Annotated in this window: 20 protein-coding genes; 12 read left to right on the top strand and 8 right to left on the bottom strand. The window is 64.8% G+C overall.

What is annotated here, in order from left to right; genetic code table 11:
- Positions 1-26: 26 nt before the first annotated feature.
- Together QU596_RS04080 and QU596_RS04075 are read left to right on the top strand one after the other, a co-directional pair.
- On the top strand, positions 27-1,271 hold the full coding sequence (locus QU596_RS04080; protein ID WP_308517319.1) for a TCR/Tet family MFS transporter: 1,245 nt from the start codon (positions 27-29) through the stop codon (positions 1,269-1,271).
- A complete protein-coding gene (locus QU596_RS04075; RefSeq protein WP_308517318.1) occupies positions 1,268-1,735 on the top strand; it encodes a hypothetical protein in 468 nt (155 codons plus the stop codon). Before QU596_RS04080 ends, QU596_RS04075 begins: the two co-directional genes overlap by 4 nt.
- Positions 1,736-1,742: 7 nt before the next feature.
- On the opposite strand, the gene QU596_RS04070 is transcribed toward QU596_RS04075, so the two are convergent.
- Genes QU596_RS04070 through QU596_RS04055 form a run of 4 tightly spaced genes read right to left on the bottom strand, consistent with a single transcriptional unit; the run spans position 1,743 to position 5,770 of the window.
- Positions 1,743-2,924 (bottom strand): acetyl-CoA C-acyltransferase, encoded by a 1,182-nt coding sequence (locus QU596_RS04070; protein ID WP_308517317.1) that lies wholly within the window; start codon positions 2,922-2,924, stop codon positions 1,743-1,745.
- Between the two features lie 10 nt (positions 2,925-2,934).
- On the bottom strand, positions 2,935-3,390 hold the full coding sequence (locus tag QU596_RS04065) for a MaoC family dehydratase (RefSeq protein ID WP_308517316.1): 456 nt from the start codon (positions 3,388-3,390) through the stop codon (positions 2,935-2,937).
- A 39-nt stretch (positions 3,391-3,429) separates the two neighbouring features.
- Positions 3,430-4,602 (bottom strand): mechanosensitive ion channel family protein, encoded by a 1,173-nt coding sequence (locus QU596_RS04060; RefSeq protein ID WP_308517315.1) that lies wholly within the window; start codon positions 4,600-4,602, stop codon positions 3,430-3,432.
- Between the two features lie 37 nt (positions 4,603-4,639).
- Positions 4,640-5,770, bottom strand: coding sequence for a DNA topoisomerase IB (locus tag QU596_RS04055; RefSeq protein WP_308517314.1), 1,131 nt, complete (start codon positions 5,768-5,770; stop codon positions 4,640-4,642).
- A 50-nt stretch (positions 5,771-5,820) separates the two neighbouring features.
- Between QU596_RS04055 and QU596_RS04050 the strand changes: the two genes are divergently transcribed.
- Positions 5,821-6,402 carry a DJ-1/PfpI/YhbO family deglycase/protease gene (locus QU596_RS04050; RefSeq protein ID WP_308517313.1) on the top strand — a complete coding sequence of 194 codons (582 nt, stop codon included), beginning with the start codon at positions 5,821-5,823 and terminating at the stop codon, positions 6,400-6,402.
- 36 nt (positions 6,403-6,438) lie between these two features.
- Positions 6,439-6,972 carry a hypothetical protein gene (locus QU596_RS04045; protein WP_308517312.1) on the top strand — a complete coding sequence of 178 codons (534 nt, stop codon included), beginning with the start codon at positions 6,439-6,441 and terminating at the stop codon, positions 6,970-6,972.
- Here the strand turns inward: QU596_RS04045 and QU596_RS04040 are convergent.
- On the bottom strand, positions 6,969-7,304 hold the full coding sequence (locus QU596_RS04040) for a hypothetical protein (protein ID WP_308517311.1): 336 nt from the start codon (positions 7,302-7,304) through the stop codon (positions 6,969-6,971). The two genes, QU596_RS04045 and QU596_RS04040, sit on opposite strands and share 4 nt — an antisense overlap.
- 271 nt (positions 7,305-7,575) lie before the next feature.
- Between QU596_RS04040 and QU596_RS04035 the strand changes: the two genes are divergently transcribed.
- Positions 7,576-8,220, top strand: coding sequence for a S24 family peptidase (locus QU596_RS04035; RefSeq protein WP_308517942.1), 645 nt, complete (start codon positions 7,576-7,578; stop codon positions 8,218-8,220).
- Here the strand turns inward: QU596_RS04035 and QU596_RS04030 are convergent.
- Positions 8,217-8,387, bottom strand: a complete 171-nt coding sequence (locus QU596_RS04030; RefSeq protein WP_308517310.1) for a hypothetical protein — start codon at positions 8,385-8,387, stop codon at positions 8,217-8,219. The two genes, QU596_RS04035 and QU596_RS04030, sit on opposite strands and share 4 nt — an antisense overlap.
- A gap of 111 nt (positions 8,388-8,498) precedes the next feature.
- On the opposite strand from QU596_RS04030, the gene QU596_RS04025 reads away from it, so the two are divergent.
- The 4 genes from QU596_RS04025 (at position 8,499) to QU596_RS04010 (ending at position 18,253) form a co-directional block, all read left to right on the top strand.
- Entirely contained in the window at positions 8,499-8,708 is a 210-nt protein-coding gene (locus QU596_RS04025; protein WP_308517309.1) for a hypothetical protein, read from the top strand.
- A gap of 53 nt (positions 8,709-8,761) precedes the next feature.
- Positions 8,762-10,774 (top strand): autotransporter assembly complex protein TamA, encoded by a 2,013-nt coding sequence (locus tag QU596_RS04020; RefSeq protein ID WP_474198362.1) that lies wholly within the window; start codon positions 8,762-8,764, stop codon positions 10,772-10,774.
- Complete coding sequence (locus tag QU596_RS04015; protein ID WP_308517307.1) at positions 10,774-14,943, top strand: translocation/assembly module TamB domain-containing protein; 4,170 nt, start codon at positions 10,774-10,776, stop codon at positions 14,941-14,943. Before QU596_RS04020 ends, QU596_RS04015 begins: the two co-directional genes overlap by 1 nt.
- Positions 14,944-15,103: 160 nt before the next feature.
- Positions 15,104-18,253 (top strand): efflux RND transporter permease subunit, encoded by a 3,150-nt coding sequence (locus QU596_RS04010; protein WP_308517306.1) that lies wholly within the window; start codon positions 15,104-15,106, stop codon positions 18,251-18,253.
- Positions 18,254-18,300: 47 nt separating this feature from the next.
- On the opposite strand, the gene QU596_RS04005 is transcribed toward QU596_RS04010, so the two are convergent.
- Positions 18,301-19,053, bottom strand: a complete 753-nt coding sequence (locus tag QU596_RS04005; RefSeq protein ID WP_308517305.1) for a hypothetical protein — start codon at positions 19,051-19,053, stop codon at positions 18,301-18,303.
- Positions 19,054-19,463: 410 nt separating this feature from the next.
- Here QU596_RS04005 and QU596_RS04000 point away from each other — a divergent pair, with 410 nt between their 5' ends.
- From QU596_RS04000 to QU596_RS03990, 3 genes are read left to right on the top strand one after another with little or no spacing between them, the layout of a single operon-like run.
- A complete protein-coding gene (locus QU596_RS04000) occupies positions 19,464-20,885 on the top strand; it encodes an amino acid permease (RefSeq protein ID WP_308517304.1) in 1,422 nt (473 codons plus the stop codon).
- The gene (locus QU596_RS03995; protein ID WP_308517303.1) at positions 20,882-22,156 is read left to right on the top strand and encodes an MFS transporter; all 1,275 of its coding nucleotides are present in this window, start codon (positions 20,882-20,884) and stop codon (positions 22,154-22,156) included. Before QU596_RS04000 ends, QU596_RS03995 begins: the two co-directional genes overlap by 4 nt.
- The gene (locus QU596_RS03990) at positions 22,156-23,544 is read left to right on the top strand and encodes a hypothetical protein (RefSeq protein ID WP_308517302.1); all 1,389 of its coding nucleotides are present in this window, start codon (positions 22,156-22,158) and stop codon (positions 23,542-23,544) included. The genes QU596_RS03995 and QU596_RS03990 overlap by 1 nt, the downstream gene beginning before the upstream one ends.
- Here the strand turns inward: QU596_RS03990 and QU596_RS03985 are convergent.
- Positions 23,541-24,440, bottom strand: a complete 900-nt coding sequence (locus QU596_RS03985; RefSeq protein ID WP_308517301.1) for a PilZ domain-containing protein — start codon at positions 24,438-24,440, stop codon at positions 23,541-23,543. The two genes, QU596_RS03990 and QU596_RS03985, sit on opposite strands and share 4 nt — an antisense overlap.
- Positions 24,441-24,533: the final 93 nt, after the last annotated feature.

Below are 24,533 nucleotides of genomic sequence, written 5' to 3'. Positions count from 1 at the left end.
TCATACTCCGCTGGCATGTCACACGCATGAAATTGCCGTCGTTCGAGCATCGTGCAGTGCCCATCGTCCTGATGGCGGTGACGATCGACGTGATCGGCTTCGGCATCGTCATGCCGGTACTGCCGGGGCTCGTCACGCATCTCGCCAAGGTCGATCTGGCATCAGCGACGCGGATCGCGGGCTGGATGCTGGCGGTGTTCGCCATCGCGCAATTCTTCGCTGGGCCAGTCATCGGCAATCTCGGCGATCGCTTCGGCCGCCGGCCGGTGCTGGTCGCGACGATGACTGCTTTCTGCATCGATTACTTCCTGATGGCCTGGGCGCCGACCATCGGCTGGCTGTTCGTCGGCCGCGCGGTCGCCGGTCTCGCCGGGGCGAGCTTCGGGCCTGCCAGCGCCGTGATCGCTGACGTGACCCCACCGGAAAAGCGCGCGGCTACCTTCGGCATGCTCGGCGCGGCGTTCGGGATCGGCTTCATCATCGGCCCGGCGCTCGGTGGGCTAGTCGCGGGCTTCGGCCTACGCGCGCCGTTTATCGTCGCCGCGGTGCTGGCCGGTATTAACGCCTTGCTGATGATGTTCCTGCTGCCGGAAACGCTCGCGCAGGAAAACCGCCGCCGGTTCCGGCTGCGCGACGCACACATCGTCGGCGCCTTCAAGCCGTTGTTCGAAGCCGGCAACGCGACACCGCTGCTCGTTGCCTGGTTCCTCTGGCAGCTCGGCGGCATCGTCTATCCCGCCGTGTGGGCGTTCTGGGGCGCGATCCGCTTCAACTGGGACGCGCAGGCCATCGGCCTCAGCCTCGTCTGGGTCGGCCTGCTCAGCGTCATCGTCCAAGGCATGCTGACGCAGCGGTTCGTCAAGGCGATCGGCGAGCGCACCACCGCGTTGATCGCCCTCGCCATGGGCGCCGCGAACTTGATCGCGCTCGCGTTCGTCACCGCCGGATGGCAGGTCTACGCCTTGTTCCTCGCCGGCTGCCTTGGCCAGATGGCCTGGCCCGCGCTCAACGGCCTGCTGTCGCGCATGGTCGACGAGACGCGCCAGGGCGCGTTGCAGGGCGGGATCGGCAGCATGAACTCGGTCGCCCAGATCATCGGTCCGCTGATCGCCGCGCAAAGCCTCGCCTGGGGCGTCCGTCAAGGCTTCGACGGCACGGCGTTCCTCGTCGCGGGGGGTCTGATCGGCCTTGCCGCCGCGATCGTTGCCCTACGCACGCCCCGCTTCCCGCACACCACCGATAATCCGCAACCAGCAACGGAGTCCGCATGAAAAGGATTGCCCTGACACTCGCCGCCTTCAGCCTGTCGACCGCCGCCTCCGCCGCGTCGCCACTGCTCGGCAGCTGGAGCGTCGATGTCACGAAATTGCCGGTGCCGCCGGAAGCACGGCCGAAGAGCGTGACGATGACCTTCAGCGATGCGGGCGCGGGCAAGTGGCGCACCAATGTCGATATTCTCGGCGGCGACGGCTCGGTGCGCCAGATGACCTCGACCTACGCGCTCGACGGGTCGGCGGCGCCGATCGAGGGCGACCAGATGGAAGCCGACACCTCCGCCGTAAAACTGCCCGCGCCGAACGTCATGGTTCTGGCGCTAGGGAAGGGCGGCATCCCGGCCTCGACTCGCATCTACACCGTCGCGCCCGACGGCAAGACGATGACCGAGACCGCCGTCTATTTCGGTGCCGACGGCAAGCCGGTGATGCGCACCAACAGCTTCAACCGCCTGCGCTAGGGGCGGCCTACAGGACCTCGAACAGCCCCGCGGCGCCCATGCCGCCGCCGACGCACATCGTCACGACGACGTACTTCACGCCGCGGCGTTTGCCTTCGATCAGAGCATGGCCGGTCATGCGGGCGCCGCTCATGCCGTAGGGGTGGCCGATGGAGATCGAGCCGCCGTCGACGTTGAGCCGATCCTCCGGAATGCCGAGCTGATCGGCGCTGTAGAGCACCTGCACCGCGAATGCCTCATTGAGCTCCCACAGGCCGATGTCGTCGACCTTGAGGCCGAAGCGGTCCAGCAGCTTGTTGACCGCATCGATCGGGCCGATGCCCATCTCGTCCGGCTCGGTGCCGGCGACGGCCATGCCGATATAGCGACCCATCGGCGTGATGCCGCGACGTGCCGCTTCCTCGGCTTCCATCAGGATAGAGGCCGAACTGCCGTCGGACAACTGGCTGGCATTGCCGGCGGTGATCGACGTATCCGGGCCCAGCACCGGGTTGAGGCTCGACAGGCCTTCCAGCGTCGTATCCGCGCGGTTGCCTTCGTCCTTAGACACGGTGATTTCGCGCTGCGAGACTTCCTTCGTTTCCTTGTCCACCATGTTCATCTTCGTGGTGACCGGCACGATTTCGGCATCGAAGCGGCCCGCGGCCTGCGCGGCGGCAGTGCGCTGCTGGCTCTTCAGCGCATATTCGTCCTGTCGCTCGCGGCTGATGCCGTAACGGCGCGCGACCGTCTCGGCGGTCTGCAGCATCGGCATGTAGACATGCTTGTGCATGGCCATCAGTGACGGGTCGGGCTGGATCCGCATCTCCGGCGTCTGCACCAGGCTGATCGAATCCTGGCCTCCCGCGGCGACGATATCCATCCTGTCGACGATGATTTGTTTGGCGGCGGTGGCGATCGCCATCAGCCCCGACGAGCATTGGCGGTCGATTGTCATGCCCGACACGCCGACCGGGCAGCCGGCGCGGAGCGCGACCTGACGGCCGATGTTGCCGAACTGCGTCCCCTGCGTCAGCACCGCGCCCCATACGACGTCGTCGATCTCGCCAGGGTCGATCCCTGCGCGCTCGATCGCCGGCTTCAGCGAGAAGGCGCCGAGCGTAGGGCCGAGCGTCGCGTTGAACGCACCCTTGTAGGCGCGGCCGATGGGCGTCCGGGCAGTCGAAACGATGACGGCGTCGCGGGGCATTCGAATCTCCTCAGGTGAAAATCAGACCGAGCCACTGGGCGGTGAGGGCAGGCTTCTCCTCGCCCTCGATCTCGACCGTGACGGTGTGGCGCATCAAAATCTGTCCGGGCGCTTTCTCGTCGACCGAGTCAAGCGTGAAGCGGCCGCGGACGCGCTTGCCCGAGCGCACCGGCGCCAGGAAACGCACGCGGTCGAGGCCGTAGTTCACGGCCATCCGAACGCCCTCCGGAATGAGCATGGCTTCCGCGCCCATGCGCGACAGCAAGGACAATGACAGGAAACCATGCGCGATGGTGCCGCCGAAAGGCGTTTGCGCGGCCGCTTCCGCATCGACGTGGATGAATTGCCGGTCCTCGGTAGCCTCCGCGAAGGCGTCGATCCGCCCTTGGTCGACGGTCACCCAGCTGGACACGCCGATCTCCTGGCCCACGCGACTGCGGATGTCCTCAAGGGTGGCGACAGGCATTCAGGCTTATTTGCAGCCGTGTAGGTAAGACGCAATGGCTTAGGTTGTTGCAGGCTTTCCGGGCTTCGCTTGGTCAAGGGCGACGACGGGCTGAACGGATGCGTAAGGCATGATCATCGTGCCGTCCGGCGCTGCGGTAAAGGTGGTTTGCGTCGGGTAGGCGAACTGCAGATCGTGCTCTTCGAATGCGCGCATGACGGACAAGGCGACGGCCGTCCGGTCGCTCGCGATCTTGTTCGCGTCGGTTCCTCGGCAATCGAAGAGCAGTTCAAAATCGATGCTCGATGCGCCGAAACCCAGCATGGCGCAGCGCACCAGCGTGCAACCTTTTCGGGATTCGACGGCGGCTTTCACGATCGGCATCACCTTCTCGAGCTTTTCGATCGGCGTCTGGTAGATCAGTCCGAACGGTAGGCTGGCGCGCCGCGTTCGTCCCCCGGCGTAGTTGTGGATTTCCCGCTCAAGCAACTTCGTATTGGCCATGACCACCTGTTCGCCGGTGATCGAAATCAGCCGCGTAGTTTTCAGACCGATGCGCTGCACCGTCCCCGTTGTCTGGTCGAACTGGATCGTGTCGCCGCGTCGGAATGGTTTGTCGAACAAGATCGCCAGGGCGGCGAAGAGGTCGGAAAAGATGCCTTGGGCAGCAAGACCGATCGCAATGCCGCCAATGCCAAAGCCGGCGATCAACGCGGTCACATTGACCCCAATATTGTCGAGGATCACCAGAGTGGCGATTGCAAACAGCGCAACGCTGATGAGGACACGAATGACCGAGAGCGCATTGCCGACGGTGGTCTCCGCCGGATCCTCGCCGGCCTTACGTGCGACTACCCCCAAGATCAGCTCGCGCGCCCAGATCGCACCCTGAAACGCGAAAGCGATCGTGAACAGAATGTCGACCAGCCGCTCGATGCGCGCGGGCACGGCGGTGTAGGTTGCAACCATGTCCAGGGCGGCCGCCACCATGAAGGCTATAGTTGTCTTTTCCAGAACTCTGCCGATGACACCGCGCCAGCGCTGACAATCGGGATCGCCACCCACCAACCATGTGCCTGCCCGTCGGATCCCCAGCATCAGGAACACGATCCCCGCGGCAACGACAAGCCCGATCAGCAATCCCTTTTGATTAAGCGCGAACCACTGAACCAGCGATTCAACGCCTTCGCGCCCGCTGTTGATGGCGGCGCCCGCATTCTCAACGATTTGCATGCTCCGTTAATTGCGGCTCGTGGCCAGCCAATCAACCTCAGGCAGCGGCGTCCGCCTGCTGAGCCTTGCGCTTCACCGCTGATAGACCGCTCTTTTCGGCCGCTTCGACCGCTGCGTCGGCGGTCTTTTCGACCTGCTTCGCCTTCTTTGGCCGCCGCTTCTTGCCCGCGATAAAGTCGAGCAGGCCAACCTCCGCTGACGACAGCCACTTGCGCCCGCGCGGCCGTTCCATGCCGCCGAGCGGATCGCGCGGATGGTCGCGCGCTGTTTCGATCAGCTTGGGATGGACATAGGACTTGCGGCTGATCGCCGGCGTGTTGCCTAGCGCCTCGGCAACCGGCTCCAGCACGGTCTTCAGGCTGATCCGCGCCTTGTGATGCTCCTGCGCGGTCAGCATCTGGTCGAAAGCGATGACGCTTGCGCCCCAAGTGCGGAAATTCTTGGCGGTGAAGTCGCCGCCGCTCGCCTCGCGGATATATTCGTTCACGTCAGCGGAGGTGATCGGGCAGGCCGTGCCGTCTTCCGTGATGTACTGAAAAAGATGCTGACCAGGCAGGTCGTCGCACTTGGCGACGATCCGCTTGAGGTTACTGTCCGTGATCGGGACTTCGTGGACGATGCCGTGCTTCCCGGCAAAGCGCATCATCAGCTTGTTTCCGCGCCGCTTGACGTGTTTTGAGCGGAGCGTGGTCGCGCCGTAGCTCTTGTTCTGCTTCGCGTACTGCTCGTTGCCGATGCGAAGATATTGGGTGTCGAGCAGCCGCACGACGGCGGCGAGAACCGCCTCTCGGCTCAATTTCCGCTTTTTCAGATCGGCGGCGACCTGTCGCCGCAGCTTGGGTAGGGCAGCGCCGAATTCCAAAGTGCCTGTGTACTTCTTCTTGTCGCGCCGGGCACGGAAGTCAGCATGGTAGCGATATTGCTTGCGGCCCCGCGCATCAATCCCCGTCGCCTGCAAGTGGCCATTCGAATATTTGCAATACCAGGCGTTCTCATAGGCCGGAGGCAAGGCGATGGCATTCAGCCGGTCGATCTCGTCGCGGTCGGTGATCCGCTTTCCATTTTCGTTGAAATACTGCCAGTAGCGCCCGTGACGTTTGCGCGTGTAGCCGGGCTCGCTGTCGCTGCAGTGCCTCAGCCTGCCGCCATTGCTCTTCTCATCAGCCATTGCCGCGCATAAGCGAGTGGCGGGGGGGCCGGTTCCTATAGGAGGCCTAAATGCCGTCTGTCGCCAATGCCCGTATCCTAATCGTCGCCACCGACGGGTTCGAAGAAAGCGAGCTGTTCGGCCCGCGCGAGATCCTCCAAGGGCGCGGCGCCAGGGTCACCCTGGCGTCTTTGAAGCGGGACCCCATTCAGGCGACCGTTCACGACGACCCCGGCAAGACGATCCGCCCCGACCTGCTGATCGAAGAAGCGCATGCCGACGAATTCGACGCGCTTCTCCTTCCGGGCGGCGTCCGCAATCCCGATCAGCTCCGCACGCATGCCGAGGTGATCGACCTTATCAAATCGTTCGACCAGCAGGGCAAACCGATCGCCGCCATCTGTCATGGGCCGTGGCTATTGGTCGAAGCGGATCTCGTCCGCGGCAAGACGGCGACGAGTTGGCCTTCCATTCGCACCGACCTGCGCAATGCCGGCGCCAACGTCGTCGACCAGGAAGCGGTCACGGATGGCAACATCGTCACCAGCCGCAATCCTGACGACGTTCCGGCATTCACCGAGGCGCTGATTGCGCTCGTCGAGCAGGCGCCCGAGGCCGAGCCAAGGACTCAAAGTGCGGAATTGACCGCCTAACCTGCTGGAAAGAATTTTGCCGTATCGCCCTTCTGGATGGACGGGAAACGGCTCAATCGACTCGAACTGATCGCCGAACGCGGCGCCGCAGCAATCTTGGGCGCCGCCGCCGGCTTTGCCGTGTTCGTCGGCTTGTTGGGCTTTGCTGGACAGCCGGAGCGCGCAATTTGCGCAGCCGCCGCGGCAATTATTGCCAACCTCCTTTGCACCCGTGCCCTGCAGGCGTGGGCAGCAGCGGGTCCACAGTTCATCGTTCCCGCGTTCGACCAGGTTCCGGTCGAAGTGCAGGATGAGCTATTGCTGACCGAAGCTGACATTGTTCATCCCGAGCTGGTGCTTACAAACGCCGATCGGCTGCCAGCCGAAGAGCCGCTGGAGTTGGATGACGTGCTGGCCGAGTTGCGGCCGGATTCGCGTGTCGTGCGGCTCTTCGATCCGGCCAAGATGCCCACGCCTGGCCAGCTGAATTCCCGCATCGAAGCCTACAAGGCGCGGTCGGAGGCAACGTACCCTGACGCATCGCAGCAGCTTTCGGAAGCGCTCGCCGAACTGCGGCGCTCGCTCCGTTAGTCGGCAACAACGGTCAACGCTTCGATCATCACGCTCGTCGACCCGTCGAGCGCGCGGGTAGGTGATCCAACGACGTTGATGTCGGCGACGATCGCTCCGGGAATGCTGAATTCGGCATCCGCAAGTCCGTCGCACATGCGTCTGACAATATCCCACGACAGCGGCCCTGGAATCCTAAGCTCCAGAATGTGCCGTTCTCCGTTGAAGGTGAGGGAGCGCCAGTCGACCGATTGCACATCGGTCAACAGTACGGCTTCACGGGGCATGCCGCTGCGCGCAATCAGAGCCCGCAACAGGGCACTTGCCGCGGAGGACATGGGAAGACGGTTCATTGGGCAGTCTCCAGATAAGCGCGGACGCGTGCCTCTGTACTTGGCCGCGGGTCGCGCCCGTTGCGAAGGTCGAACACGAAACGCGGATCGCCGACCACATCGCGTCCGAAACGGGTCGGAGCGGTGTCGTTACTGCGTAGGAATTTTTCTATTTCTTTGAGCAAATTCACTTTTGAATCCTATGGTCTTCCCGACTCGGCGACCGTTAACTTTCCAATCCAATTCCTACTTGTCTAGGCAGTTTCCTATCACTACTAAAGGCGCATTAATGATGAACGACCCCCGCAAGGTTCTCGAGCGATTGTGCGCGGAGCACGGCGATGATTTCGCCGGGCTGTCGCGCATGCTCGGGCGCAATGCGGCGTACATCCAGCAATATGTCCGGCGCGGCACGCCCAAGCGCCTTCGGGAGGAAGAGCGACGCAAGCTGGCTCAGCATTTCGGGATTGCCGAGGCATTGCTCGGTGGCCCGGTCGACGACGCTGCCGCCGCCGGGGACCTCGTCACGGTTACTCGTCATCCCGTCGCCGTCTCGGCCGGCCCGGGTGCCATTCCGGCGAGCGAACTGGGACGCCCGTACTTCGCGTTCGACGAGCGGTGGCTAAAGGCGCTGACGGCCAGCGGGCCGTCACGGCTGTCCATTGTCCGCGTCGAAGGCGATTCCATGGCGCCGACTCTCAATGCCGGCGACGATATCCTCGTGGATCTCGGCGATGGCGCGGATCGCCTGCGCGACGGAATCTATGTGCTGCGCATCGACGACGCGCTGGTCGTGAAGCGGATCGCGCTCAATCCGGTTGGACGGAGCATTACCGTGCAATCCGATAATCCGGCTTATCCGGACTGGCCCGACTGTACGTTAGGAGACATCAGCCCGATCGGGCGAGTGATCTGGTCGGGCAGGAGGATCGTCTAGCCGTTGCGGCGCCGGTCGAGCAGCCAGACGGCGACCGCAATCAGTATCCCCGCGGCCGTGCCAATGAGGATGCCCTTCATCGGGTCGCCGATTGCCAGGCCGAGCGGAAAGCCGGCGATGATGCAGACGGTCAGGAAGCAGCCGCCGGCTTTGCTGTTACTTGGCATGGCGGCGCCCATGGCAGACCCGTCGCCGGACGCCAATCGGCAAGATGGTCAATGCTTCGTTGACGACGTTTGTCGGCAGTCGGGAAACAGGGCTGGGTGTAGGGCCACGTCATGGACAGCCCATTCATCCATGGCCGTCTGGCGCTGAGCGATGCGTCGGACCTGATCGAGCGTTTCGGCGATGATGCGGGCTTCGAGGCCGCAGCGCGCGCCGAGCGCAGCCGCGACGAGGGCAACGTCGCCAGATTTTGCCACTGGCGGCAGATCGAGCGGGTGATCGCGACCCTCAGCAGCGACGAAGCCTACGGAACTATTCACTAAACAGCGCTAAGAGTCTGGCGCCGTTCAGGGGCGCTGGCTAAGCCTTGGCCGGGATGATCGGGCGGGGACAAAGGTTGCGGACCGCGCGGCTGCTATGCGCGGCGGCGGCCACTGGCTTGTGGTCGGCTCAGCTTGTGGCGCAAATCTCGCCGGCAGCGCTGCCGCCTCCGCCAGATCCCACCGAGCTGGATCCGAATGCGCCGCTCGCGCCCTTGCCAGATCTCGGCGTCGCCTGGCCCGACCTCAATGCGCCCGATGCGCCGCAGCCGCCGGCCACAACTCCTGCTATCGCGCCCAAACAGGCCGAGCGAGCACCCGCGGATGCCAGCGGGAACATCCGTTATTCGATCGCCGTGGAAGGCCTCGCGCCCATTGGTGATGCCGAGGATTTGCTGGCAGCCTTTCGTAAGGCCTCGACCCTGGAGGCCGAGCGCAAGCGCCCGGCTAACGCGGCGCAGATCGGACGGCGCGCCAGTGCGGATGCCGATTTGCTCGAAGAGCTGCTTCGCTCCCAAGGCTATTACGACGCCAACGTGGAGCCCAGGACCGAGAATGCCGGCGATCAGCTGCGCGTCGTTCTGACGGCCAACCCCGGTCAGCAATACACATTCGCTTCGGTCGAGCTGCCGGGCCTCGATGCCGCCGGACCCGACGCGGCGAAATTGCGGGACGTGTTCGCTGTGAAGGAGGGCGACCCCGTGATCGCCACCGACGTAATCGCCGCGGGCACTGCGCTCACGCAGGCGCTGGGCGAGCTCGGTTTCGCCAGCGCCAAAGTTGGCGAACAGGACGTCGAGGTGAACCACCAGACTCATCTGGCGACATTAACCCTGCCGGTTAATCCGGGGCCCGCGGCGCGCTTCGGGGCAATCCATGTTATCGGCAAACCGCCTTTCGGTGTTCGGCACCTGCAAACCATCGCCCGCTTTAAACGCGGCGAGCGCTTCGAGCGCTCCAAGGTCGACGATCTGCGCCGCGCGCTGATCCAGACCACCTTGGTGGCCACCGCGGACGTCCAGCTCGTTCCCGTGGACGGGGGTCGAACGGTCGATATCAACGTTCGCCTGGAGCCCGCGCCGTCACATACGATCGCTGGCGAACTCGGTTACGGCACTGCCCAGGGCGCGCGGGTCGAGGGCAGCTGGACGGACCGCAATTTCCTCAACCCCGAGGGGGCGCTAACGCTGCGCGGCATCGCTGGCACCAACGAACAGCTGGCGGGTGTCCAGTTCCGCCGCTCGAACTTCATGCGCCGGGACCAGACACTCAACCTGCAGCTCTCGGCGTCGCATCAGAAATTCGACGCCTACGACGCGCGAACGGTGCTGCTCGGTGCCAACATCGAGCGGCAGAGCAACTTCATCTGGCAGAAGAAATGGACCTACTCTTACGGGTTGGAATGGTTGGCAACCGATGAGCGTGGTGTGTTCAACAGCGCGGGCCAGAAGGACACGCGCACTTTCTTGATCGCCGCGGCCCCGCTTACACTCGGCTATGACGGCAGCGACAATCTTCTCGATCCGACACGAGGCTTCCGCCTTAGCGGTCGCCTCTCGCCAGAAATCTCCTATCGCGGGCGCGCCTTCACCTATGCCCGGGCGCAGATCGACGCGAGCACCTACCGGCCGGTGTCCGACAATGTGGTTGTCGCAGGGCGCGTCCGGGTTGGTACGATCATCGGTTCGGGCGCGTTCGACATCGCCCCGTCGCGGCGCTTCTATTCGGGGGGCGGCGGGTCGGTGCGCGGCTACGGCTACCAGCAACTGGGGCCCAAGGATCAGGACGGCGATCCAATCGGGGGGCGCGGCTTGGCCGAGTTCGGGCTGGAAGCGCGTGTCCGCCTCAAGCAGTTGGGCGGCAACCTCGGCGTCGTGCCATTCATCGACGGCGGCTCGCTAAGCACGGAGGCACTCCCGGACTTCAAGAACTGGCGTATCGCCGCCGGAATCGGCGTCCGCTATTACTCCAGCTTCGGCCCCATCCGCGTCGACTTCGGCGTACCGCTGAACCGGCAGAAGGGCGACGGTCCGTTCGCCGTTACCGTGTCGCTCGGCCAGGCGTTCTGATGACGGAATCCGCCGTCGATAGCGACAGCCCGCCGCCACCCGTCAGGTTGCGGCAGGACTGGGGCCGGCGGCTGCTTAACGAGCTGTTCGCGCTGTTCATCGCGCTACTGCTGGTTTTCGCCGGGCTACTCATTCTCCTCGACAGCGCGCCAGGCCATCGCTGGATCATCGACCGCATCGCGGGGCTGGAAACTGCATCCGGCCTGAAGATACGCATCGGCCGGATCGATGGCTCGATCTTCGGCAAGTCGCAGCTGCGCAACGTCACGGTATCGGACGGGCAGGGCGTCTTCCTCGTTTCGCCCAACATCAAACTCGACTGGGCACCCGCGGCGTGGCTCAACAACCGGCTGAGCATCGACAGCCTTACCGCCGAACGCGTCGCCCTGATCCGCGCCCCGAAACTCAAGCCCAGCACCAAAAAGGGTCCGATCCTCCCCGGCTTCGACATCCGCATCGGCGAACTGCGCATCGACCGGCTCGATATCGGCCCACAAGTCGGCGGCAAGTCGCGCAGCGGTTCGCTCCACGGCAAGGCCGACATTCGTTCGGGCCGCGCGCTGGTTGAGCTCCAGGCACTGATCCGCGGCGGCGGCGACCGCATCGCGCTGCGCCTCGACGCCGAGCCCGACCGCAACAAGTTCGACGTCGGCGCGCGGGTCATTGCGCCGGCCGACGGCCTCGTCCCCGCGCTGATTGGGACCAAGCGCTCCATCAACTTGTCAGTCGGCGGCAACGGCAGCTGGACGCGCTGGCGGGGCGCCGCGGCGCTTGACATGTCCGGCCGGCCCACCGCGCGTCTGGCGCTTGGCGTCGACCAGGGTCGCTACCGGTTGCAGGGCACCTGGGCGCCGGCGCAATTCCTGACCGGCAAGCTGCAGCGCCTGACCGTTCCTCGGGTCGCGATCCGCGGTGATGCGACGCTCAAGGGCCGACAGCTCGACGGTCGGCTCACCGCCGCGACGCCGGAGCTTCGTGCAGTCGCGAAGGGTCGGCTCGATCTCGCCAGCAATGCCTATCGGGGCATGCAGGTCGGCGTCGACCTGCTCAAACCAACGGCCCTGTTCCCCAACATGACCGGCAAGTCTGTGCGGATGGTCGGGACGCTTGACGGCCCGTTTGCGACTGCCGTTTATTCCTACCGCCTGACGTCGGACTTCGTGCAGTTCGACGACACGGGCTTTACCGCCCTTCGCGCCGAGGGCCGCGGCAAGCTGTCGCCCTGGCCGATGCGCGTTCCTCTGCGGCTGTCAGCGCGGGCGATCACCGGGATCGGCGATGTCGCCGGCGCCATGCTTGCCAATCCGCAGATCGAGGGCTGGCTCTCCGTCACGCCCAAGCTCGTTCAGGCGCCCGATCTTCGCCTGACCAGCGCAAAGTGGAACGGCAAGTGGTCGTTGCTGCTCGACCTCGTCAGCGGGCGCTTCCAGGTCACCTTGTCGGGCGCGCTGCAGCGTTACCTGATCCCGGGTCTCGGCATCGTCGACGTCACCACCGACCTTCGCGTCGAGCCGGGGCCGGGCGGGAAGGGGACGCACGTCGTCGGCACCGGCAAGGTGTGGGTCCGCCGCCTCGACAACAGCTTTTTCCGCGACCTGACCGGCGGGCTGCCCTCGCTGACGACCAACCTCGAGCGCGGCGCCGACGGCATCGTCCATTTCACCAACCTCCAGCTATACTCGCCGAAATTGCGCCTTTCCGGCGCGGGCGAGCGGCTCAAGGATGGCACCTTCCACATCGTCGCCAGCGGTCGCCAGGCCAAGTACGGCCCGCTCAAGCTCGTCCTCGACGGCCATATCGAGCGGCCGAAGGTCGACCTGCTCCTCGCACGCCCGAACGAGGCGATGGGCATCACCAACATGCGGCTGCTGCTCGATCCGATGGCGACCGGGTACAATTACCGCGCCAGCGGCGGCTCGCGGCTCGGCCCGTTCACGTCCGACGGACAGATCCTGCTCCCCCAGGGCGCGCCGACGACCATCGCCATCGCTGCTCTCGATGCCGGCGGCGCCCATGCAACGGGCAGCCTGACGTCGCTGCCGGGCGGCTTCCGCGGCCGCCTCGCACTCGCCAACGGCTCACTTGTCGGCACGCTCGATTTCGCGCCCGCCGGCACTGCCCAGCGGATCGACGCGCACCTGACCGCGAACGGTGCCATGTTCCAGGATGCTTTCTCGGTCCGCAGCGGCCGCGCCGACGGCACGATCATCCTCGCCGACAATCGCACCACGGTCGACGGCACCATCGACGGCCGCGGCATTTCCTTCGGCGCGGTTACGCTCGCCCGGCTCACCGCCAACGCCAAGCTGGTCAACGGCGTGGGCCAAGTCCGCGCGGCATTCGCCGGCCGCCGCGGCGCCGCCTTCGCTTTCTCGACACTCGCCAATATCGAGCCCGACCGTATCCAGCTGACCGGCAACGGCCGCATCGAGCGCCAGCCGCTGGTGCTCAACCAGCCCGCAGTCCTTACTCGTTCGGGCGACGGCTGGGCGCTCGCGCCGACCAGCGTCAGCTTCGCCGGCGGCAACGCAACGGTCTCGGGCCGCAGCGGCTCCGCGCCCGAAGTCCATGCCCAGCTTGGCGGCATGCCCCTCCAAATGCTCGACCTGTTCTGGCCCAACCTCGATTTATCGGGCTCGGCGACCGGGCGGGTCGACTATGCGTGGAAGAGCAACCGCAGCGGCAGCCTTAACCTCAAGATCCGCGGGCTCAGCCGCGCCGGCCTCGTGCTGGCGTCCAAGCCGATCGACGTTGGCATCGCCGCGGTCATGAACGGCGGGCAGGCGGGCGTCCGCGCCGTTGCCGCCAGCGACGGTGCCGTCGTGGGCCGCGCCCAGGCGAAATTTGCGCCGCTCGGCAACGGCCCGCTCGTCGCCGAATTGATGAACGCGCCGCTGTTCGCCCAGCTTCGGTACACCGGCCCAGCCGATACCCTGTGGCGGCTGACCGGAAGCGAGATCCTCGACATGTCCGGCCCAGTCGCGATCGGCGCGGAGGTCGGCGGCCGGCTTGCCGATCCGGTCATCCGCGGTGCGCTGCGGACGTCGACCGGCCGCCTTGAAAGCCAGGTCACCGGCATGGTCATCGACCATCTCGCAACCAGTGCGCGCTTCTCCGGCCCGCAGCTCATCTTCAACCAGATCAGCGGGCAGACCAGCGGCGGCGGCAGCCTCTCGGGCAGCGGCAACGTCACCTTCTCCGGCGGAAAGACGCTGATCAACCTCAGCTTCAACGCCAACCAGGCGCTGCTTCTCAATCGCGACGACGTTGCCGCCCGCGTCACCGGCCCGCTGGCGATCAAGTCCGATGCCAACGGCGGCACCATTTCCGGCGACCTGAAGCTCAACAAGGGGCGCTTCCAGCTTGGTCGCGCGAGTGCCGCCGCCGCGGTGCCGCAGCTCAACGTGCGTGAGACCGGGCTCGACGAAGAAGACGTCATCGAACCCGCACAGCTCCATCCTTGGAAGCTCGATCTCAAGCTCGCCGGAAGCGACCTGACGGTGACCGGCCTCGGCATCAACAGCCGCTGGACCACCAACCTCCAGATTGGCGGTCTTGCCGATCAGCCGCGCTTCACGGGTCGCGCCGATCTGGTCCAGGGCAATTACGATTTCGCGGGCCGCAACTTCCGCCTCGACCGCGGCATCATCCGCTTCCGCGGCGAGAGCCCGCCCGATCCCCAGCTCGACATCCATGCCCAGGCTGATGTGCAGGGTCTCAGTGCGACCGTGAACGTGCAGGGGACGGGTCTCCGCCCGGAAATCACTTTTGCCAGCACCCCGCCGATGCCGCAGGACGAACTGCTCTCGCGCATCCTGTTCGGCACCTCGATCACCAACCTGTCCGCGCCCGAAGCGCTCCAGCTCGCCTCCGCCGTCGCCGCGCTTCAGTCGGGAAGCGGCAGCCTTGACCCGATCAACGCGCTGCGCCGCGCGATCGGCCTCGACCGCTTGCGCATCGTCCCCGCCGACGTCGCGACCGGCCAGAAAACCGCCATCGCCGCCGGCAAATACATCACCCGCAAATTGTTCGTGGAGGTCGTCACCGACGGTCAGGGCTATTCCGCGACCCAGGTCGAATATCAGGTCACCCGCTGGCTTTCGCTTCTCTCGACTGTCTCGACCATCGGCCGCTCCAGCGCGAGCGTGCGCGTCAGCAAGGATTATTGACCCGGGCACGTTCGGCGGTTGGTCGATGGCAACAGCCTGACTGCCGAACGGTACGCGGCCCTGCCGGCCTCGCTCGTTCATTGGAAATTCGCGTGGGCCGCCTTACACGTCGGCGTCGCTCGCCCGTCGAGGTTGCAACCAGGAAGCGTCTGATCCGCCCATGAATTTCCGCAACATCTCCTCCTGGTGCATTCGCAACCCGGTTGCGCCGATCGTTTTGTTCGTTGCGTTGATGATCGCGGGGCTTGTCACCTTCAGCCGGATGACGATCACCCAGAACCCCGACATCGAATTCCCGGTCGTGGTCGTCGGCGTCAGCCAGCCCGGCGCCGCGCCCGCGGAAATGGAAAAGCAGGTCACGCAGCAGATCGAGGCCGCGGTCCGCGGTGTCAACGGCGTCGACGAGATCGATAGCTCGGTCAACGAAGGCTATAGCCAGACCATCGTCCAGCTGCAGATCGGCACGCCCGTCGACCGCGCCGTCAACGACGTTCGCAACGCGGTCGCTCAGGCGCGCAGCAACCTGCCCGAAGGCATCCTCGAGCCGACCGTGCAGCGCTTCGACACCTCGGGCGCGCCGATCATGTTCATGGCCGTCCAGTCGACGGGCATGAGCCTCGAGCAACTCAGCTGGTACATCGACAACACGGTCGCCAAGCGGCTGCGCGGCATCAGCGGCGTCGCGGCGGTCACCCGCGAAGGCGGCGTCAACCGCGAGATCCGCGTCACCCTCGACCCCGCCGCGCTTCAAGCGCAGGGCCTCACCGCCGCGCAGGTCAATCAGCAGCTTCGCCAGTCGAACATCAACGCCGCCGGCGGGCGCGCGGAGATCGCGGGCTCCGAACAGTCCGTTCGCGTCCTCGGCAATGCGGCCACCGCTTACGACCTGTCGCAGACGCAAATCTCGCTGCCGGGCGGCCGGTTCGTGAAGCTCGCCGACATCGCCAATGTCTCCGACGCTTATTCGGAGCAGCGCTCGCTCGCCAAGCTCGACGGGCGCCAGGTGATCAGCTTCAACCTGCAGCGCGCCAAGGGCGCGTCCGACGTGTCGGTTTACGACGATGCGATGAAGGAATTGCACAAGATCGAGAAGGAGGATCCGCGTGTCCACTTCTACGAGATCAACAATTCGGTCGATTACACGAAGAACCAGTACAAGTCGGCGATGGAGGGCCTCATCGAGGGCGCGATCCTCGCCGTCTTCGTGGTGCTGCTCTTCCTCCGCGACATCCGCGCCACGGCCATCTCGGCGCTGGCCATCCCGATGTCGGCGATCCCGGCCTTCTGGTTCATGGACATGCTGGGCATAAACCTGAACGGCCTGTCCCTGCTGGCCATGAGTTTGGTCGCGGGCGTCCTCGTCGACGACGCCATCGTGGAGATCGAGAACATCGTCCGCCACATGCGCATGGGCAAGTCGGCCTATCAGGCCGCGCTCGACGCGGCGGACGAGATCGGCCTTGCCGTGCTCGCAACGACCATGTCGATCATCGCGGTGTTCCTGCCGGTCGCCCTGATGCCCGGCATCTCGGGCCAGTTCTTCAAGGCGTTCGGTTTCACCGTCGTCATGGCGGTGCTGATGAGCCTGCTCGTCGCCCGCATGATTACGCCGCTGATCGCCGCCTACTTCCTGCGCTCGCACGGGGAACAGCCGCACGCCTCGGGCAAGGCGATGAACCAGTATCTTGGTGTGCTCGACTGGTCGCTCGATACCTCGAAGGCGCACGATTATGCCGCGCGGCACCCGGGTAAATGGGGTAAGCTCAAAAGCCTGCGTTACGACCACCGCATGCTGATGGTTATCGCCGGCTTCGTCGCGCTCATCATCACGGGCGGGCTCGTTGCCACCCTGCCGATGACCTTCCAGCCGCCGATCAACGTCGATACCTCGACGGTTCAGGTGAACCTGCCCCCCGGATCGACGCTCGAGCAGACCGAGGCGGTCATCGACCGCGTCGCCAACATGGTCCGTCAGGATCCGTCGGTCGAAAGCGCCTTCGAGCGGATCAACGTCGGCAACGGCACGGTCGAGCTCAAGCTCAAGGGAAACCGCAAAGTCACCAGCACCCAGTTCGAACGCAATTTCTCGCCCAGGTTCGCGTCGATCGCCGACGCCCGCGTCAACTTCCAGAGCCAGAACGGCGGCGGGCCGGGCGGCGCGGCGCGCGACATCATGCTGTTCCTGGGCGGCGACGATCCCGTGAAGCTGGAGGCGGCGGCCAACAAGATTGCCGCCGACATGCAGAAGCTGCCCGAGCTCCGCGCGCCGCGGACGGCGGGCGATCTCGCCACGCCGGAAATCGTGATCAAGCCGCGCTTCGATCTTGCCGCCGACCTCGGCGTCACCACCGCCGCGCTCAGTCAGGCGATCCGCATCGCGACGCTCGGCGACATCGAGCAGAACAGCGCCAAATTCTCGCTGTCCGACCGGCAGGTGCCCATCCAGGTCTCGCTCGCGGAATCGCAGCGCAAGGATATTGCCACGCTGGAGAATCTGCCCGTCCCGACATCGAGCGGCGGATCGGTGCCCTTGAAGTCCGTCGCCGAGATCAGCTTCGGCGCCGGCCCGGTCAGCATTCAGCGCACGGCGCAGCAGCGGCGGATCGCCGTCGGCGCGGATCTCGCGCCGGGCTTCGTCACGGGCCAGGCGTGGAAGAAGATCGAAGCCTTGCCGTCGGTCAAGAACCTGCCCGACGGCGTGCAGCGGCTGAACCTCGGGCAGACCAAGTGGCAAGGCGAGATGATCCGCAACTTCGTCATCGCGCTCTTGGCGGGCGTGCTGCTCGTGTTCGCCGTGCTGGTCCTGCTTTACCGGCGGTTCCTCTCGCCCTTCGTCAACATGGGATCGTTGTGGCTCTGCCCGCTCGGCGCCGCGCTGGCGCTGCACATCGCCGGACAGCCGCTGTCGCTTCCCGTGTTCATCGGCATCCTCATGCTGTTCGGCATCGTCGCCAAAAATTCGATCCTGCTGGTCGATTTCGCGGTCGAGATGATGAACCACGGCATGCCCAAGGACGAGGCGATCCGCGAAGCCGGCCACAAGCGCGCCCAGCCGATCGTCATGACCACCGTCGCGATGGTCGCGGGCATGCTCCCCATCGCGCTGTCACTCAGCGGCGATGCCAGCTGGCGCGCGCCGATGGGCGTCACCGTCATCGGCGGCCTGATCTTCTCGACCTTGCTGACGCTGCTGCTGGTGCCGGCCTACTTCTCGATCGCCATCTCGCTCGAAAGCCGCATCGGCCGCCTCTTTCACCGCGTCATCGGCGAAGACGCGCACCAGGTCAGCACTCCGGTGGCGGCAGAGTAGGCAAAGTACGAGCATATCTCGGTGATGGGTCGAAGGCTTGCGCCCCATCAAAGCGGCAGCGGAATGAGTACCCTCTTATTCCCTTCCTTTGGTGATGTGTCGATCGGTGAGCAAATAGAGGGAGTGAACTTCCCACCAGGCCAAACTTGCGAAGCCAAGTCGCGAAACCCCTTGGGGTCGGGGCTGAAGCCGTATCTCCGGGCCATCGGCAATGTTTGAGCTGTTACGACCCTGATCTCGTAATCGGTAGCTGACGCGTCTTGCAGAGCGGTGCGCAACTCGGATTTGTCCGTCACCGACAACGCCTGTGGCCCTTGTTGTAGGCCGCGCAGGCGTCCCCACAGCAAGCGCTCCTTGAACTGCCATTCGTTGAATTGGCGGATGCGGTTTACCAATGCGCCCGCTCTATACTGCTCGTCACCAGATAAGAGGGCGAGGCGTCCAGCAGAGTTGGCACTATCGTAGCGGCTGGTCTCGACCTCGATTACCGGCGCTTGAGCAACCCACGTGGGCGTTGGAAACGTCCCAGTCTGCTCCCATCGGAGTAACAGCGCACGCAACTCATTGAGGCGGCGTTCGATGCATGGTTCCGCTCGGCTTCGCAGCAGCATGCTCATGAGGTCGCTATTCAGCTCTTCGCTGACTTCCGCCCGCGTCTGGGCGGCGGTGCTTCGGTCGTGGAGCGCTTCGACGATCTGTTGCGCCCCCAGCGCAATAACGACGCCGAGAGTCACGATAGCCAGCTCCCAAGCGACCGCGTTCCATCCGTGCGGCGGCTTCATTCTGATCAGCCTGAACATGGCGCCCCCTGTCGAGCGCATTAGCTATTCAGAGCACGGATGTCTGCAATGGGTCGGAAGCAATCACTGCAAAAGTGCTGTCCTACAGGCTGATCGCCATGGAATAAGCCGAATGCTTCGGCGCGCCGGGGCAAGCTCTTTCGTATCGTCGATCTGGCGGAGGTTGTTACCCTCGCTGTCACCCTGAACGGGAGCCCGGTGTCACCCTGGGGCGCCGACCGCGCTCTCTGTCAGCGTTCGCCTCAAGGTTACAAAGTGGAGGAAGTGGAGGACCCCCCGTTTTCACTCGGTCAGGGTGACAGATGGTGGTCACTCGGCATGCCGGGCTTGACCCGGCACCCGCCTTCTTTTCTACCTGCGGAGCAGGCGGATCCCGGCTCTCGGCCGGGATGACGGAGGGGTCGCACCGAATGAAAAGCTGGAATTTCCGCAAGGCGGTCGTGGCGCGCGAGGACATGCCGGAGGAGCATCGGCTCAAGCAATCCTTGTCCTGGCCGCATCTGGTGGCCTTGGGCGTCGGCGCGATCGTCGGCACCGGCATCCTCACGCTGATCGGCGTCGGGGCCGGGAAGGCGGGGCCCGCGGTAATACTGAGCTTCGCCATCGCCGGCATCATCTGTGCCTGCGCGGCGCTCGCCTATGCCGAGGTCGCAACCATGATCCCCGCATCGGGCTCGGCCTACACCTACAGCTATGTCGTGTTCGGCGAGATGATCGCCTGGATGATCGGCGTCGCCCTGATCCTCGAATATACGTTGGTGGTCAGCGCGGTGGCGGTCGGCTGGTCTGGCTACGCCGCGGGGTTTCTCGATTCCATCGGCATGGGCCTGCCGAAGGCGCTGATTCAGGGGCCGGAGCTCGGCGGCGTCATCAACCTGCCGGCCATCTTCATAATCTGGGTCGTCGCCGGGCTGCTCATGGCAGGTACCCGCGAAAGCGCGACGCTCAACGCCATCCTCGTCGTCATCAAGATGGCCGCGCTGGCGCTGTTCATCGCCGTCGCGCTGCCGGTCTTCAACGCCGACCACTTCCACCCATTCATGCCGAACGGCTTTCCGCGCAGCGGCCCGGCAGGACATGAAGTCGGCGTGATGGCCGCCGCGGCGATTATCTTTTTCGCCTTCTACGGCTTCGACGCCATCGCCACCGCCGCGGAGGAAGCGAAGAACCCCGGCCGCGACCTCGCTATCGGTATCGTCGGTTCAATGGCCGTCTGCGTGCTGATCTACATGGTCATCGGGGCGGTCGCAGTGGGAGCGGTAGCCTACACCGGCTTCGCCGACAGCGCCGAGCCGCTGGCTTTGATCCTCCGCGAAATCGGCCAGCCCTGGGCGGCGAGGGTGCTCGGCGCTTCGGCGGTGATCGCCTTGCCGACGGTCATCCTGGCTTTCTTCTACGGCCAGAGCCGTATCTTCTTCACCGTCGCCCGCGACGGCCTGCTTCCGGCGACATTGGCCCGCGTGTCGTCCCGCGGAACGCCGGTGCGGATCACCATCTTCACCGCTATCGTCTGTTCGGCGTTCGGCGGCCTGATCCCGCTGACGGCCATCGCGGCATTGGCCAATGCCGGTACGCTCGCCGCCTTCGTTGCCGTCTGTGCCGCTATGCTGGTGCTCCGCCAGCGGGAGCCGAATGCGGAGCGTAAGTTCCGGACGCCATTACCGTGGGTCGTTGGGCTCGGCGGCATCTTCGGCTGCCTGTATCTGTTCTACAGCCTGCCGGTCCGCACCCAGCTCTACTTCGTCATCGCCCAGGTGATTGGGCTCATCCTATACGCCATCTACGGCAACCGCGCCGCCGCCCGCTTCCGCAGTTCCGCTTCGACCCGTTGAACCAGCGCCGCACCTTCAACATCCTCGGCGGTTCGGCAGGCAACCTCGTCGAATGGTTCGACTGGTATGTCTATTCGGCCTTCGCGCTCTATTTCGCGCCGGTCTTCTTCCCGAAGGGCGATGCCACCGCCCAGCTGCTGAATACCGCGGCGATCTTCGCCGTCGGCTTCGTCATGCGGCCGATCGGGGCGTGGATCATGGGCATCTACGCCGACCGCCGGGGCCGGAAGGCGGGGCTGACGCTGTCGGTCACGCTGATGTGCATCGGCTCGCTGCTGATCGCCGTGGCGCCGACCTATGCTGCTGCCGGCGTCCTGTCCCCGGCGATCCTCGTGCTGGCCCGCATCATCCAGGGACTGAGCCTCGGCGGCGAATATGGGGCGAGCGCGACCTATCTCTCGGAGATGGCGAGCCGCGAGCACCGCGGTTTCTGGTCCAGCTTCCAATATGTCACAATCATCGGCGGTCAGCTCACCGCCTTGGCTCTGCTGGTACTGCTGCAAGTGACGATCGGCGAAGCCGCGCTGCAAGCCTGGGGCTGGCGCATCGGCTTCGCGGCGGGCGGCGTGTTGGCGATCGTTGTGTTCTTCATCCGCCGCCGCCTCGACGAGACGCTCAGCTATGAGAATGTCGCTGCCAAATCGGACCGCCGCCAGTCGAACCTCGTGACGCTGTTCCGCGACCACCCGCGCGAGGTGCTGCTAGTGATGGCGCTGACTGCGGGCGGTACCGCGGCCTTCTACGCATACACCATCTACCTCCAGAAGTTCCTCGCCAACACCAGCGACTTCGACCGCGCCACCGCATCCCGGATCATGACAGTGGCGCTGACGATCATGCTGCTGATCCAGCCGCTCGCCGGACGCATCTCCGACGCCATCGGCCGCAAGCCAATGATGATCTTTTTCGGCGCCGGTGCGACGCTGCTGACCTATCCGCTGTTCGTCGCCCTGGAGCGGACACACGATGTCGTGCCGGCCTTCATGCTAGTGATGGCATCGCTGGTGATCGTGACCGGCTACACCTCGATCAACGCCATCATCAAAGCGGAGATGTTCCCGGCCGACATCCGGGCTCTCGGCGTGGCACTGCCCTACGCCATCGCCAACGCCCTCTTTGGCGGCACGGCAGAATATGTGGCCCTGTGGTTCAAGAATGCGGGCCACGAGCGCTGGTTTTATATCTACATCTCGCTGCTCGCGGCGGCATCGCTCATTGCCTACATCCGGATGCGCGAAACGAAGCACACCAGTCTGATCGAGGAAGATTGATGGCCGACGCAGCGCCGAAGCCGTCGGTCCTGACCTTGTTCATCGCCATCCTGCTGATCCCGGCGGTGCTGGGCAGCTCAACGATGATCTTCAATGACGGCGACGTCAGCTGGCACATCGCGACGGGGCTTTGGATACTCGATCATCGAGCGATCCCGAACGTCGACCCATTCTCCTTTACCTGGGGCGGTAAGCCGTGGGTGCCGATCGAATGGGGCTCGGAGATGCTCTACGCCAGCGCCTATCGCCTCGCCCATTACAGCGGCGTGGCAGCACTGGTCACAGCGGCGCTGATTGCCTTGCACGCCGTGGTCTACCTCAATGCGTCGCGGTGGATCCGGGGCGCGCTGTTGCCGATCGTGGCGATGGACTTCGTGCTAATTCCAATGTTGCTGGCGCGGCCGCACGTCCTGACTTGGCCGCTGCTCGCGTTCTGGACCGGCCTGATGCTGCGGGCGCGCGAGGAGGACAGGGCGCCACCGCTCTACGCGGCATTGTTCATGACGCTGTGGGCCAATCTCCACGGCGGTTACGTGTTCGGTCTGGCCATCGCCGCCGCGTTCGGCCTCGAAGCGCTCGTCGGTACGCCCAACAAATCCCGTGTCATCAGGCAATGGGGTTTGTTCGGCCTCGCTTGCGCCATTGCCGTCTTCGTCAACGGCAATGGCGTCGAAGGCGTGTTCCACCCATTGCGCTTCACGCAACTGGAAATGCTGCCGTTGATCGACGAGTGGAAGCCATCGAGCCCGGCCAAGACGCCGTTCTTTTTCGGCGTGCTGGCGATCACGCTCGCGCTGATTGTGTGGAAGCGGCCCCGGCTGCCGTGGGTGCGCTGGCTGTTGCTCGCCGCCATGCTCGGGCTGGCACTGCTCCAGGTGCGTCACCAGGCGATGCTTGCGATCCTCGCGGCGATGCTTTTGCCGCAGGGATTTGCAAAACGCGATGCCGTCGCGGCGTCGACCGACCGGACGATGGGCTGGGTCGCGGCTGCCGGCGCCGCGGTCCTGATAGCGCTTCGAGCGATTATGCCGCTGACGCCCGACAACAACGAAGCCAATCCGTGGAAGCTGATCGCATCCGTTCCGCCAGAGCTTCGCGCGCAGCCAGTCCTCAACGGCTATTCGATGGGCGGCCCGCTAATTCTGTCGGGCATCCGGCCATACATCGATGGGCGCGGCGACATGTACGGCGATCAACTCGTCGTCGGCTTCTCACGGATTGGCCAGGGCGACCGTGCGGCGTTCGATGAGACGGTGGCGAAGTGGAATATTCGCTGGGCGATCATTCCCAACGATAGCAGGGCGATGATCCACTTGCTGGACACGACAGCCGGCTGGCGGCGTATCCGTCACGATCAGGTTGGTTCGGTCTACCTTCGCCAACACTAGTGGCGGAGAAAGCCTTCCAGCTCGCGCTGTAGCTCGGCGACGGTCAGGCGGCCCCATTGGTCTTTGGTCCCCTGCCGATCGATGTCGAGGTAGGCAGGGGGCGTCCAGTCTGCCGTCGCCACTTTCGGACGTGATTCCGTCAGTTTGTTGAGGTCGAACGGCTGGTGGAAGCGCAGACCGACCTGGTCGCCGACTGCCCACTCGACAGTCGCCGCCATCTGAACCTCCTCGCTCAGTTCCAGCAGCGGCTCGGCCCCGACACGGACCTTTGCCTTGGTCTCGATCATGGCGCCCGTCGCGGAGATGTTGCGGACGCGAATGTCGTCACTTTGGTAATCGTGATGAAGTTGTCCGTTCCAGATCAACGGATGGCGTTTCGCGACCCGATGCTCGTCGTCCGCGTCATGCACCGGCTCCGGTTCCGGCTTTTCCGCGCTAACGGGAAAAGCGATGTGCGGGAAAGTGCGCTCGATCACGTGACGAAGCACTGTCGCGACCTGATCGGACGGCCAGTCGAGACGCGTCTCGTGCGCGAACTCAAGCCCGATGCGGCCGTCGCGGATCCACCGGACGGCGCATTCGATCATGCCGTTCGTGCCCAGATGAAGCTCGACCCGGTCCCACATCAACGGCTGAAAGTCACCGCTGATCATCGCGCCGCCACCCGAAAGGTTGAGTAGCTCGACTTCGATTTTGGATTTGTTCCAGGTGACCGTCGCACGCTCGTCCGTCAAACGATGACGGTCTTCGCCGCGGCCATTGGCGGCACGTCGCGCGTTCCGCGTGAGGGCAACGCTTTGCAGCGAGTCGGACTTTGCGCCCTTGGGCTGCTTAGCTTTCAGAATGGGTTCTTCGGAGGCGACAGCGCCGCCGTACACCTTTGCCCTGATGTTCATGCCCTGCTCCGTTATCCTGGAGCGTCATGCCTCAGCGGTGGTTACGGAATCGTGCACTCGTCGAAGGTGCGATGCCGGTGAAGGGATTGGGAA

Origin of the sequence: Sphingomonas flavescens, from assembly GCF_030866745.1 — a bacterium.
GTDB lineage: Bacteria > Pseudomonadota > Alphaproteobacteria > Sphingomonadales > Sphingomonadaceae > Sphingomicrobium > Sphingomicrobium flavescens.
The sequence above is the reverse complement of the archived record's forward strand: the minus strand, read 5'-3'. Positions and strand labels throughout refer to the sequence as shown.